Genomic DNA, 12,539 nt, shown 5'->3' with positions numbered 1-12,539 from the left:
CCCTTTTAAAGTAAATGTAGGTTCAAAATATACGAGTCTGGGACACTCAGGTCAACTTCATACTACTCTATCTCCCCCTTGTCTTCAAGGGGCTTGACATATTCCTTCTTGCCGCATTTGACATATTTCCTCTTGCCGCATTTACCTTCGATTCAACTCCATCCGGCATATTTATACCCCTGCTTCAATCCTTGCCTCAATCGGCATATTCACTCTTGCTTCATTTGTCTGACCTATCCGGAAATGATAAAATCCTAGATATATTTTCAAGGAGGTTCGCCATGTCAGAGACTAATTATTCCCAAATCACCCCCATCATTGAAGGTCTGGCCAAGAAGTCACAGAAAGCCTCTTATATCAACCCGGAGCTCTACAGCACCTACAATGTCAAGCGAGGTCTGCGCGACATCAACGGACGCGGCGTTCTGGTCGGCATTACCGATATCTCCGAGGTCAACGCCACCAAGCGCGTGGGCGATGCCATCATTCCCTGTGACGGCGAACTCTACTACCGCGGCTACAATGTCCAGGACATCGTCAGGAATCAATCCGCCGATAATCACTTCGGCTTTGAGGAGGTCATCTATCTCCTCCTTTTCGGTCAGCTTCCCACAGAGAAGCAATTTACCGATTTCAAGAAGCTCCTGTCTGATTACCGCAGTCTTCCCCCCAATTTCACAAGAGACGTCATCATGAAAAAACCCAGCCAGGACATGATGAATACCCTGGCCAGGTCCGTCTTAACCCTATACGCCTACGACGCCAACCCGGACCAGACCTCTCCGGTCAATGTTCTGCGCCAGTGCCTGCAGCTGATCGCCAACTTCCCTCTCCTGTCTGTCTACGGCTACCAGGTCTATAAGCATTACTACGAAAACGGGTCTCTGATCCTGCACAATCCCAATCCGGCCCTCTCGACAGCCGAAAATATTCTCCACTGCCTGCGGGCCGACTCCAGCTTCTCCCCTCTGGAAGCCAAGCTTCTGGACGTCTGCCTGATTCTTCACGCAGAGCACGGCGGCGGTAATAACTCCACCTTTACCACCCACCTGGTCTCTTCCTCCGGTACAGACACCTACTCCGCCATCGCGGCGGCTCTGGGCTCCCTCAAGGGGCCCCGTCACGGCGGCGCCAATATCAAGGTCATCCAGATGTTTGCGGACATGAAGAAACAGGTCAGGGACTGGACAGATGAGGGAGAGGTAAAGCAATATTTGAGTGACCTTCTGGACGGAAAGGTCTTTGACAAAGCCGGTCTGATCTATGGCCTCGGTCATGCCGTCTATTCGATCTCCGACCCCCGCGCCATCACCTTCAAGGGCTTTGTCGAGAAGCTCTCCAGAGAAAAGGGTTACGAGAAGGAGTATGCCCTCTATCAGCTGGTCGCGCGTCTGGCGCCGGAAGTCATTGCGGACAGGCGCAAGATCTACAAGGGCGTCTCTCCCAACGTCGACTTCTACTCCGGCTTCGCCTACCAGATGCTGGGTCTGCCTGTTGAGCTCTACACTCCTATCTTTGCCATCGCCCGCATCGCCGGCTGGTCCGCCCACCGGATGGAGGAGATCTCATCCGATTCCAAGATCATGCGTCCGGCCTACATGACCGTTCAGCCTCACAGAGATTTTGTACCCATGGAAGACCGCGAGGAAACGTCTCTTCAAGAGGACTGATCCGAGCGGTCAAAACGCGCAAGAAAAGAAAAGATTCGGGCATAGTAGTCTTTTCGGATCGCGTCGTCAGCGTTAAAGAGCTCATGCTTGGCATTCTCATAGAGAATCCACTGCGTGTTTTCTGTCTTGCCCGCAAATTCAAAATGCCCGGCAATATCGACGAGCGCGTCATTTCCGGCGCTGAAGAGAAGGATCGGAATATGAATCCGGTCCGCCATCTTCAGCGCTTTTTTTGTCGCCCGAAAGCTGGCGGCAGCCCATCCGCCTGACATCCGATTGGTGTGATAGTGATCGTCCTTCAGGCGCTTTTCAAAGATATAGTTGTAGCGCTTCAAAGACATGGCGCTGCTGCTCTCAAAGGAAGGCTCTCCCGTCCAGGGCTTCGATCCGCGAAAGGGTTCTTTCTCCTGTCTTAGGATCTTGATTTTGGCCCGCAGAAGGGGAATGACAAAGCGAGGCAGGCCATTCGTTTTCACGGCAAGCATGGGAGAGCTGAGAATAGCGGCGTCGAAATCCCCGGCATATTCTTCCAGACAGAGAGCCCCGACCGCGCCGCCCATCGAGTGGGCAAAGAGAATATGCGCCAGGCCCCCGGTCTGAGGCTCTACAATCCCTTCCATGAAGCTGTGAAGGTCCCTCACATAATCGCCGTAATCGTCCACATGCACCAGATCCTCTGCCTCTACCTGCCTGCCAGAGTATCCGTGCCCCCTCTGTTCCAGAAAGAAGACCTCATAACCGGCTCTCCAGTAATACTCTGCCATTTCATGAAATTTGCACCAGAAACCGCAGTAACCGTGAATCATGACAACGCAGGCCCTCGCCTGCCGCGATTTTTCCTGTCTCGCAGTGTAATAGCGCAAGGACAGTCCATCGTATGTCTTGAACTCTCCCTGCCTGACATAATCTCTTCTCCAGCGCAGATTTTCATCAGCCATATAGGCCTCGTAGTCGCTCTCGCAAAGCAGACTGACTCCGGCTGGCAGCTTCCCCGCCGAGCCGTCCCCGGGGCTGGCGAGCAGGGGGCTGGCTTCTGTCTTATTTTTCTTCATAAGGTCTCTTTATCTCATTTCCTCAATCACATTGCGCACCCTGTCCGGGTAGTTGCTGATAATCGCGTCTACTCCCGCCCGGCAGCACATTCTCATGTACTCTTCCTCATTGACGGTCCAGACGTGAACCGCCAGAGCTCTCTTTTTGCAGTCTTCCATGAAGCCCGGAAACTGAATATTGTAAAGGGCCGGATGAAGGGCGTTTACGCCGTATTTCTCCCCGTAAGCCGGCATATCGATGATGCCGTCCGCGTAGAGGAAGCCGAGTCTGGCATGAGGAGCCAGTTCCCTCATCCGGCGGATGGTGTAGTGATTGAAGGAGGAATAGATCACCCGGTCTCCAAAACCGCACTCCTCTGTCAGGCCAAGAATCTTCTCCTCAATTCCCGGATAGAAGACGATGCCGGTCTTAAGCTCAATATTAATCGACAGGTTCGTGGGCGCAAGCAGGTCGAAGACCTGGCGCATGGTCGGGATGGTCTCCCCGGCGAAGGCCCCATTTCCACAGGAGAAATCCAGTGCCTTTAATTCCTCCAGCGTCATATCCTTAATCCAGCCGCTCCCGCTTGAGGTTCGGTCCACCCTCTCATCATGACAGACAACCAGCTCACCGTCCCTGGTCAACTGTATGTCCAACTCAATCCCGTCCGCCCCCAGCTCAGCCGCCTTTGCGAAAGCCGGCAGGGTATTCTCGGGACAGTAGCCGCTGGCTCCCCGGTGTGCCCAGACCAGAGGTTCTTTCTTGCTTCTCATATCCGTATCCGACGGATGATTTTGATTAGACATTGTCCTTCTCCTTATGCGCGTTGGTCTTCTTCCAGAGGTCCTCGTAGTGAAATCCTGTCACCCTCTCCAAGACGGCCTTCTCCTCCTCGGTCGTCTGACCGTCCTCTTCGGCCGCTTGATCGTCTTTCTCGCTCATCTGATCGTCTCTCTCAGCCGAATCGCGACCTGACCCATTTGCGCGACGATCTGCCCCGGATGCATCACTGTCCCCTTCACTTGCCTGGCCATCCTCCTTCTGTCTTCTGGCAATCTCCCTCTTTACTATGGCAAACTCTTTCTTTCCGATCGGGAAGATCCAGGCAAAGATCAAGAGCAGGGTGATCAGAATCGCGGGAAGGGCAACGAAAATTGCGGCAATTCCCCTCTGGGTGGACAGGGCCTGGCGCATCCCGGACTGGGCAATCTTTCCGTCATAGCCCGCCAGAGAAATCAGAATTCCAATCAGCCAGACAGACAGGCCCGCGGAGATCTTCCTGGCGAAGGTCGCCATCCCCGAGACAATACCCGACCTGCTGGTCGAGGTGATCAGTTCATCGACATCCGCCATATCCGCCAGAATGGCAAAGATACTGGTCAAGGTTGCCGCGTTGCCGATTCCAATTCCGGCAGCCAGAAGTAAAATCGGGACAATGGGGGCATTTTCATAGGAGAAGAAAACCAGTCCCAAGGTACATACCAGGCGAATCGGAGCGCCGATGAGAAGGGCGGTTCGCTTGGAGATCCTGGACATGACCGGAGAAAAAGCCAGCATACCGACCAGCTGAGACAAGAGAAGAACCCCCATCAGCATGGTCATATAGCCCTTGGCATAGCCATTGATCACATCATCCACATAGTAAAGAGCCATGCCCGACACAAAATCCATGGCGCATTGGCCGGACAGATAAATTCCGATAAATATGCGAAAGGACCTGCTCTTAAAGACAGACGCCGCCTCAGAGAAACTGTCGGAGAGTCTGGTTTTCACCGGCGGCTTTAGCTTCTCCCAGCTGCCGAGAAAGGTAATTACGCATGACAGGCCAAAGAGAAATCCAAACAGAATCCCCACCTTCAGATAAAGTCCGGTATTCAGCGTATCCTTAATGACAAGGGTCGGAACCAGACCCGACGCGATGGCGCCCAGGGTTGACCAGATCATCCGCAGGCTGGAGAACTTGGACCGGACCTCGTAGCTGTCGATCATGTCGGGCAGAAGCCCGTTGTAGGGAACCATGATCACAGTAAAGGCGGTTGAAAAGAGGCAGTAGATCAGCACATAGTAGAGAAATAAGGCCGTCGTATTCTGCGTCGGTATGGTCGTCCAGAGCAGAATGAAGGTAATCCCGGACAGGATTCCGCCGACTAAAATATAGAGCCTCTTCGGCCCTATGCTCGACCTGGTCCGGTCCGTGATATTTCCCATCATGGGGTCTGTCACCGCGTCCCAGACCTTGCCGATCATGGGAATGGCACCCGCCAGGGCCGCCGGGATTCCCAGCGCCTTGGTCAGAAAGATCAGAAAAAAAGTGTTGATGATGACAAACGCGCCGCCCCCGAAGAACTCAGCCATTCCATAGACCAGCCCCGCTCTGACGCTGGTTCCCCGATACTTCCCCGCGATTTTCTCGTCCATTGAAAAATCCCCCTGTCGATAAATATGATGATTTATTTTATCACATCTGGATTTGATATGATGAGTATTGCAAATCACAATCACAAGCGATTCTCTTACAGCAATCCTCTTGCTTTCGACGATATCCATTCCCTATTAGACAGACTTGAAACTCGCACTCATTAGAAACACATTTCGCCTGTAGCACCCCTAACAATGGAGCGGGCTCCGATCGGATCCCGCTCCAACATTCGACATAAAACTTTTCATTTCCCCAGTTTATTTCCCCGAGTCTATTTTCCGGTCAAACTTCCGTCTTTCTAATTCGCCATCCCCTGATCCGACAGATCAGCTGTCCTATCGCAAACCCAGTGAGAGAAATGACCAGAATAAATATTGTTGTTGTCAAATCCGGCATATTCCAGTTACCCGTCACCAAGTACTGCCCCAGGAAAACAGTCAGGCTCATCAACAGCAAATACATCAGGCAAAAGACAAAAGGCCAGATCCATTTCCAGATGATATTCTTGAGCCCGACCAGGAAAGAAAGTACCAGTGTCACTGCTGGTAAAATAATCCAAATGAACCCGAAATTAAATGCCACGATCCCCTCATAGTGAAAAAATATCCAATAGAGAATCAATGAAGCACTCCAAACAATGAGGTAAGTAATCGGAATCATCCACCCCTTGAGACTTCTCATAATCCCCACCTTTCTATCACTGTTGATCCCAAAAACTACTCATCTACAAAAAGTAAACTTGACGTATAGAACTTATATTTTCTTGAATCAAGCTCTATTTTCTTTTCCTTCAGCAACTGAAAATTGTCCATGGAATATAACCGTATGCCATTTTCATTTGCAACAACAAAGCGCTTTCCGCTGATGCCTGTTAATGTGAGCGGTGTTCCCAGGTCAACTATTTTTTCGCTGTCCTTCCCGTCCCAGATGGAAATACGTCCTCCTTCATTAACCACCGGGTCATAATGTGTAAAAATAAATCGATCTCCTGCCCTGAATATATCAAAGACATTGCCCTCTTCAGAGTCAAATTTTTGAATTTCGTATGTTGACTTGTTAATCTTGAGAATCCTTCCTATGCTGTTATCATAAGAATCATGACTCACTGTCACATACAAATACTCTTGATCATCCAGAGCTTTTCCGGATGTCATTCCATACTCCGACAGATCAATCTCCTTTTCCATTTGAAGGTCGGGGGTAAAGATACGAAGCGTCGTTAAAAAACGATCCGGATTATCAGGATCATATCTCATGGAAAAGCAATACAGTTTATCGGAAGCTGCCGTAATTTGGTTAAAAACTTCTCCTTCTCTTTCAAACTTCTGACTCTGTTGGCTTAATGTATGATACCTTTCAAGTGTACTCACCCCGTTCCTTGTGTTGATCGCATATACATTTTCGCCGATGCACTCAGTGAAATTTAAGGCGATATTCGAAAAAGGGTACTCCTGTATAGACAGGTCATTCTTGTCAATACTGATCACCTTTCGTGTATCCTTGCGATTATCCAGGCCTTGCGGAATCATATAGATTTTACCGTTTTTTACAATTTGCTGAGCAAAATGAGACCCTAGCGCTGCATAGTGCAATTTTTGAATTTGATTGTTTCCCAAGTCGGCGTCAAACCATAATATTTTAGAATCATATGCCTGCGCTGTCGTTACAACAAGACCGATTGCCGCCTTATCTCGATCTATTTTGGTATTCTCACTGCCACACGCTCCAAAAAGCAGAGAAAGCAAGAGAAGCATTCCTATGATTTGGCATCTACGGATGTGGGGTGTTTTCAAAACACCCCGCATCCTTCTTTTGACTCTACTTCTCATTTGATCCATTTCTCCTCTCCCCTTCAGAATGAAGGATCAAACGATGACTCCTCTTTTTGGCTGTTTCTGTTAATTTTTTAACCTGATTTACTTATAGCATGTATCACAGGCTTTTACTATTCATAAAAGATCATGAAAATCAGACTCATTTTTTGTGCAGAAGATATAGATTGTATTATTTTTAATATATCGCAATTATTTTCCTATATTTTTTGTGATTTCATTTTTTTATCTGTATCTTATGGATTACATTTTAAAATCCAGGGGCGAGCGCCCCTGGATCTTATCCTGAATTTTCTAAAATTTTTTTACTCCCTCTCTCAGTCCCCTGCTAAACCAGAGATAGACGATCAGTAGAGCGAGCGCGAAAGCGACGGCAATATAAGCCGGAAAATGAATCAGCTGATAGAGAATCAGAACCAGGCCAAAGACCATGCAGGCGATTGATAAGATTCGAACCCTGTCGGACAGATAATCGGCCAGCCCCTCCATATCCTGAATCTTGTATAGCTCTGTGGCTGGAATCAAAAACTCAGAGACCTTCTTCTCTTCTCTCATCCGCCCGGCCAGAGCAAACAGATAGATGCCCAGGCCGACCAGGACCAGGGCCAGTATCCAGATAATCAGGGCCAGCTGCCCCTGGCGGATCCCCGCGGACATTTACTTATCCTCCAGCATCTGATCCATGGTATGCCAGCCTAAAACAGCGCATTTGACCCTGGCCGGCATATGGCTGACATCCTGCAGGATACCTGCCTCCTCCAGCTCTTCTCTCTCCGCGTCGGTCACCTTGCCCTTGATCATCCGCAGAAAAATCTCAGACAGGCGTTTCGCCTCTTCCACGGACTTTCCGATAATCAGATCCAGCATCATATCCGCGGAGGCCTGGGAGATAGCGCAGCCGCTCCCCTCATAGGCCCCGTCTAAGATCTTGCCGTCCTCGACCTTGAGGCTTAGAACGATGTCGTCGCCGCAGGAGGGATTCACTCCCTCCAGACTCATATTGGCGTCCGGCAGGGCGTGCTTATGGATGGGGTTCATATTGTGGTCAGTCAGAATCTCATTGTAGAAGGTATTATTCATTGCCATAACCCATTTCCCTCCTGATATCCGCAAGGCAGGTCAAAAAGCGGTCGACGTCCTCTCTTGTATTGTAGAAGGCCAGCGACGCCCTCGTGGTAGACATAAAGGCAACCTTCTCAGAGATTTTCGTCAAATGCCTGTGCAGGGGCTGGGCGCAGTGGTGACCGGCCCTGACACAGATGCCGGAGGCGTCGAAGATCGCCGCCACATCATGGGGATGAACGCCGTCAATGGTGAAAGTCACGATGCCGTGATGATCTGTCGGATCTTCAGACCCCAGAATGTGGACATGGGGAATCTTCTTCATCCCCTCCATCATGTAGACGGACAGGTCTTCTTCCCTGCGCTGAATGGTCTCAAAGCCGATCTTATGGTAGTAGTCGATGGCGGCCGCCAGGCTGACGGCGCCGCCGGCATTGACCGTCCCGGCCTCAAACTTATGGGGGATCTCCGCGTAAGTGGCGCCCTCGCGGGTCACATACTCGATCATCTCTCCCCCGGTCATAAAGGGGGGCATCTTCTCCAGGAGTTCATACCTGGCATAGAGGACTCCGATTCCCATGGCTGACAGCATCTTGTGTCCGGAGAAGGCAAGAAAGTCGCAGTCCATCTCCCTGACATCAACCGGCATATGAGGGACCGACTGAGCCCCATCGCAGACATAGACCGCCCCTGCCTCATGGGCAATCCTTGCATATTCCCCGGCATCGTTGCTTCTCCCAAAGACATTGGAGACCTGACTGATCGCCACGATCTTCGTGTGCTCATTGACCAGCTCTCGCAGCCTCTCTGGATCCAGTTTTCCCGTGTCATCGCACTCAAACCAGACCAGCCTGGCCCCGGTCGCCTGGGCGACTCCCTGCCAGGGAAGAATATTTGAGTGGTGCTCCGCCACAGAGAGAACGATCTCATCTCCCTCTTTCAGGAAGCTTCTCCCGTAGGAATAGGCGACCAGATTCAGGGCTTCGGTGGCGTTTCTGGTAAAGACAATCTCCTCGGGGCGACCGGCTCCGATGAAGTCAGCCACCTTGGCTCTGGCCCCCTCGTAGGCGTCCGTTGCGTCGATGGACAGTTGATATAATCCCCGCAGAGGGTTGGCATTGCGCTTTTGATAGAAGCCCAGGTCCGCCTCTAATACAGACTGGGGCTTCTGGGTCGTCGCGCTGTTATCCAGATAGACGATATCTCGATTCGCCAAAAGCGGAAAGTCCGCGCGAATCCTCTTCTCCTCATCGGTCATAAACTAACCTTCTCTCTGATCCAAAACCGCCAGGATATCCTCCCTGGTTTTCTGATCTTCTATCTTGGAGGACACCGCCTCGATCTTAGCCCTTGACATCATCTGATAGATCTCATCCAGGCTGAGCCCGCGGGACTGCAGATAAAAGAGCAGGCTCTCATCCAGCTTTCCGATCGAAGCGCCGTGGTTGCCCTCCACATCTTCCTCCTGACAGAGGATGACAGGGATGGTCTGGTTGACGACATCATCGCTCATGAGGAGGACTTCCTCCAGCTCATTTCCGGTTGCGCCCTTGGCGCCCCGGCGAAAGTCAATAGTTCCGCGGAAATTCTTCCGGGCATTGTCCTCCAGGACACCGGACACCTTCATGACCGTGTCTGTCTTCCTTCCGGTGTGAATCGCAACGTAATTCATATCGAGACTCTCGTCCTGGCCGATCAAATAGGCAATCTCTGTACTGACACTCGAGGACTCTCCCTCCAGAGCGGAGTAATTGCCATAGCAGGACTGTCCACCCAGAATCACCTGGGTCAGCTCAAAGCGGGCAGAATCAGCGAGCTGACCGCCCAGGTCGAAGAAGACCCGCAAGCCCTGTCCCGCGGATTGAACCGTAACCAGCTTCAGAACGGCATGCTTCTGAATATCATACTTGATCTGGACAAGGGCATCGCCCTTCTGATCCTTTAGCGCGTGCAGGTTGACGATCACAGTCGCCTCAGAATCGTGGGCCGCGTGGATCTCCAGCTGGTTGCCCGTGGCCTTTCTTGCGCTCAGATCCATCTCTACGCGGGCCGGCTGCACAAAGTGGTCTCCCTCAGGGATCGTGATCAGTCGGCTTGTCTGGCGGACTGTCTCAAATGCCCTGTCAAGATCATATCCCAGACCTGTCCGGACCTGCGGCAGCCTGGAAGCAGACGCGACGTAGCCTCCCATTCCCTCGGGGAGAAGGAGGGAAAAGGCCGCGTCCGATGAGACAGCCACTTCTTCCGCCCTGATCTCGTTCATCTTCAGCCAGTTCCAGGTGGGGGAGGGAATACGGTTGACAATTAAGTTCATCTTCTCAGTCATTTGTCATTCCTCCTTATCCGATGGCCCCCTTCATCTCAAGCCGGATGAGGTTATTCATCTCAACCGCGTACTCGAGAGGAAGCTCCTTACCTACATTGTCAGCGAAGCCGGATACGATCAGAGCTCTTGCGTCCTCCTCCGACATGCCCCGGCTCATCAGGTAGAAGACCGTCTCATCGGAGATACGGCCGATCTTGGCCTCATGTCCGATATCCGCGTCTGCCGTGCGAATATCCATAGCCGGAATGGTATCTGATCTGGAGATGTCATCCAGCATCAGAGAAGCGCAGGAGACAGAAGCCTTGGCTCCCTTAGCTCTGGGAGTCACATTGACCGAAGACCGGAAGGTGGAGATGCCGCCGCTCTTGGAAATCGACCGGGTATTCACATAGGAAGAGGTGTTGGGCGCGTTATGCACTACCTTGCAGCCCGTGTCCAGATTCTGCCCCTTTCCGGCAAAGGTGACGGAGGTGAACTCGCTTCTAGCCCCCTCTCCCACCAGATAACTGGAGGGATAAAGGTAAGAGACGTGAGATCCAAAGGATCCTGAGATCCACTCGATCTTGCCCCCCTCTTCCACCCTGGCCCGCTTGGTATTGAGGTTATACATGTTCTTGGACCAGTTCTCAATGGTGGAGTAGCGCAGGGTCGCGTTCTTGCCGACATAGAGCTCGACGCAGCCCGCGTGGAGATTGGCCACATTGTACTTGGGCGCGGAACAGCCCTCAATAAAGTGCAGATAAGCCCCCTCATCCACAATGATCAGGGTGTGCTCGAACTGACCGGCTCCGGCTGCGTTTAGGCGGAAATAGGACTGGAGGGGGATCTCCACGGAGACGCCGGGCGGGACATAGACGAAAGAACCCCCGGACCAGACCGCCCCGTGCAGAGCCGCGAATTTGTGATCGGTGGCCGGAACCAGTTTCATAAAGTGATCCCGGATCATCTGGGCATAGGGGCCGTGCAGGGCAGACTCCAGATCCGTGTAGATTACGCCCTGGGCGGCAACCTCCTCGCGGACATTGTGATAGACCAGCTCGGAATCATACTGGGCGCCCACTCCGGCCAGAGACTGCCGCTCCGCCTGGGGAATCCCCAGCTTCTCGAAGGTGTCCTTGATATCCTTTGGAACCTGCTTCCAGTCCTTGACCATATGGTTGTCCCTGGGACGGATGTAGGTGACAATATTGTTCATGTCAAGCCCGTCGATTGATGGACCCCACTGCGGAAAAGCCGTCTCCTCGTATATCTTCAGACAGGACAGGCGAAATTCGCGCATCCAGTCCGGATCCTTCTTCTCCTCAGAGATCTGCTCGACAATGGCGGGGGTCAGACCCTCCTCGACCTTATAGGCATCCTTCTCGTCATAGCGGAAGTCATACAAACTGCGATCAATATCGTCTACGTATGTTTTCTCTTTACTCAAATCAGGCCTCCTTGGGAAGATACTTCTCAAAGCCGTTCGCATTGATCTCATCTACCATAGAGGCGTCTCCATTGGCGACAATCTGCCCGTTGACCAAAACATGCGTCGCATCCACCTCAAGAGCCTCTAAAATACGGGTAGCGTGCGTGATAATCATCAGGGCTCCGCCGACAGAATTCTTGTATTCCTCAATCCCCTTGGAGACAATACGAACCGCGTCCACATCCAGGCCGGAATCGGTCTCGTCAAGGATCGCCAGAGAGGGCTTTAGCATGAGAAGCTGCAGGATCTCAGCCTTCTTCTTCTCACCGCCCGAGAACCCGACATTGAGATCTCTGTCCGCGTAAGAGGGATCCATCTCCAGGATTTCCATGGTCTTGGTCAGATCTTTCTTGAAGTCCCAGAGACGGATATGCTTGCCTGTGCGATTCTCCATCGCCGTGCGAATGAAGTTGGACAAGGTGATTCCGGGAACCTCAATGGGATTTTGGAAGCTGATAAAAAGCCCTTTTCTGGCTATCTTGTCCGCGGGCTCCCCGGCAATCTCCTCTCCATCAAATCGGATGGAACCGGATGTAATCTCGAATCGGGGATCTCCCATAATGGTTGACCCCAGGGTCGACTTGCCTGCCCCGTTGGGTCCCATGATGACATGGGTCTGTCCGGCGCCGATTTGAAGGTTCAGACCATGCAAAAGCTCCTTGTCCTCAATGCGGGCATGCAAATCCTGAATCTCGAGAATATTGTTTGCCATGATAACCTCCTTAAAGCA

The 12,539-nt window shown here is 51.9% G+C and carries 12 protein-coding genes; 1 reads left to right on the top strand and 11 read right to left on the bottom strand.

The annotated features are described in order from the left end of the window. Positions 1-281 precede the first annotated feature (281 nt). Positions 282-1,670: a citrate/2-methylcitrate synthase gene (locus HMPREF1508_RS07190; protein ID WP_044960807.1), complete on the top strand. Its 1,389-nt coding sequence runs from the start codon at positions 282-284 to the stop codon at positions 1,668-1,670. On the opposite strand, the gene HMPREF1508_RS07185 is transcribed toward HMPREF1508_RS07190, so the two are convergent. From HMPREF1508_RS07185 to sufC, 11 genes are all read right to left on the bottom strand, one after another. Further along, positions 1,658-2,722, bottom strand: a complete 1,065-nt coding sequence (locus HMPREF1508_RS07185) for an alpha/beta fold hydrolase (RefSeq protein WP_049906932.1) — start codon at positions 2,720-2,722, stop codon at positions 1,658-1,660. The two genes, HMPREF1508_RS07190 and HMPREF1508_RS07185, sit on opposite strands and share 13 nt — an antisense overlap. 9 nt (positions 2,723-2,731) lie before the next feature. Next, positions 2,732-3,508: a glycerophosphodiester phosphodiesterase gene (locus HMPREF1508_RS07180; RefSeq protein WP_084640291.1), complete on the bottom strand. Its 777-nt coding sequence runs from the start codon at positions 3,506-3,508 to the stop codon at positions 2,732-2,734. Then, a complete protein-coding gene (locus HMPREF1508_RS07175; protein WP_044960870.1) occupies positions 3,501-5,120 on the bottom strand; it encodes an MFS transporter in 1,620 nt (539 codons plus the stop codon). The genes HMPREF1508_RS07180 and HMPREF1508_RS07175 overlap by 8 nt, the downstream gene beginning before the upstream one ends. Positions 5,121-5,403: 283 nt before the next feature. Then, entirely contained in the window at positions 5,404-5,802 is a 399-nt protein-coding gene (locus HMPREF1508_RS07170) for a hypothetical protein (RefSeq protein ID WP_156923202.1), read from the bottom strand. A gap of 35 nt (positions 5,803-5,837) precedes the next feature. Then, on the bottom strand, positions 5,838-6,959 hold the full coding sequence (locus HMPREF1508_RS07165) for a hypothetical protein (protein WP_044960803.1): 1,122 nt from the start codon (positions 6,957-6,959) through the stop codon (positions 5,838-5,840). 288 nt (positions 6,960-7,247) lie between these two features. Further along, complete coding sequence (locus HMPREF1508_RS07160; protein ID WP_044960802.1) at positions 7,248-7,610, bottom strand: hypothetical protein; 363 nt, start codon at positions 7,608-7,610, stop codon at positions 7,248-7,250. Next, the gene (sufU, locus tag HMPREF1508_RS07155; RefSeq protein WP_006905940.1) at positions 7,611-8,039 is read right to left on the bottom strand and encodes a Fe-S cluster assembly sulfur transfer protein SufU; all 429 of its coding nucleotides are present in this window, start codon (positions 8,037-8,039) and stop codon (positions 7,611-7,613) included. It lies immediately after the preceding gene. Next, the gene (locus HMPREF1508_RS07150; protein WP_044960800.1) at positions 8,026-9,273 is read right to left on the bottom strand and encodes an aminotransferase class V-fold PLP-dependent enzyme; all 1,248 of its coding nucleotides are present in this window, start codon (positions 9,271-9,273) and stop codon (positions 8,026-8,028) included. The genes sufU and HMPREF1508_RS07150 overlap by 14 nt, the downstream gene beginning before the upstream one ends. Positions 9,274-9,276: 3 nt before the next feature. Further along, complete coding sequence (locus HMPREF1508_RS07145; protein WP_044960799.1) at positions 9,277-10,341, bottom strand: SufB/SufD family protein; 1,065 nt, start codon at positions 10,339-10,341, stop codon at positions 9,277-9,279. Between the two features lie 13 nt (positions 10,342-10,354). Next, complete coding sequence (gene sufB, locus HMPREF1508_RS07140) at positions 10,355-11,809, bottom strand: Fe-S cluster assembly protein SufB (RefSeq protein ID WP_044960798.1); 1,455 nt, start codon at positions 11,807-11,809, stop codon at positions 10,355-10,357. Then, positions 11,769-12,521: a Fe-S cluster assembly ATPase SufC gene (gene sufC / locus HMPREF1508_RS07135; protein ID WP_044960795.1), complete on the bottom strand. Its 753-nt coding sequence runs from the start codon at positions 12,519-12,521 to the stop codon at positions 11,769-11,771. The genes sufB and sufC overlap by 41 nt, the downstream gene beginning before the upstream one ends. Between the last annotated feature and the right edge of the window lie 18 nt (positions 12,522-12,539).

Source organism: Shuttleworthella sp. MSX8B, from assembly GCF_000524295.1.
Lineage (GTDB): Bacteria > Bacillota > Clostridia > Lachnospirales > Lachnospiraceae > Shuttleworthia > Shuttleworthia satelles.
The sequence above is the reverse complement of the archived record's forward strand: the minus strand, read 5'-3'. Positions and strand labels throughout refer to the sequence as shown.

Coding starts and splice junctions, on each gene's coding strand:
- HMPREF1508_RS07190 (WP_044960807.1), top strand. CDS start 282: ATGTCAGAGACTAATTATTCCCAAATCACCCCCATCATTGAAGGTCTG.
- HMPREF1508_RS07185 (WP_049906932.1), bottom strand. CDS start 2,722: ATGAAGAAAAATAAGACAGAAGCCAGCCCCCTGCTCGCCAGCCCCGGG.
- HMPREF1508_RS07180 (WP_084640291.1), bottom strand. CDS start 3,508: ATGTCTAATCAAAATCATCCGTCGGATACGGATATGAGAAGCAAGAAA.
- HMPREF1508_RS07175 (WP_044960870.1), bottom strand. CDS start 5,120: ATGGACGAGAAAATCGCGGGGAAGTATCGGGGAACCAGCGTCAGAGCG.
- HMPREF1508_RS07170 (WP_156923202.1), bottom strand. CDS start 5,802: ATGAGAAGTCTCAAGGGGTGGATGATTCCGATTACTTACCTCATTGTT.
- HMPREF1508_RS07165 (WP_044960803.1), bottom strand. CDS start 6,959: ATGGATCAAATGAGAAGTAGAGTCAAAAGAAGGATGCGGGGTGTTTTG.
- HMPREF1508_RS07160 (WP_044960802.1), bottom strand. CDS start 7,610: ATGTCCGCGGGGATCCGCCAGGGGCAGCTGGCCCTGATTATCTGGATA.
- sufU (WP_006905940.1), bottom strand. CDS start 8,039: ATGGCAATGAATAATACCTTCTACAATGAGATTCTGACTGACCACAAT.
- HMPREF1508_RS07150 (WP_044960800.1), bottom strand. CDS start 9,273: ATGACCGATGAGGAGAAGAGGATTCGCGCGGACTTTCCGCTTTTGGCG.
- HMPREF1508_RS07145 (WP_044960799.1), bottom strand. CDS start 10,341: ATGACTGAGAAGATGAACTTAATTGTCAACCGTATTCCCTCCCCCACC.
- sufB (WP_044960798.1), bottom strand. CDS start 11,809: ATGCGAACGGCTTTGAGAAGTATCTTCCCAAGGAGGCCTGATTTGAGT.
- sufC (WP_044960795.1), bottom strand. CDS start 12,521: ATGGCAAACAATATTCTCGAGATTCAGGATTTGCATGCCCGCATTGAG.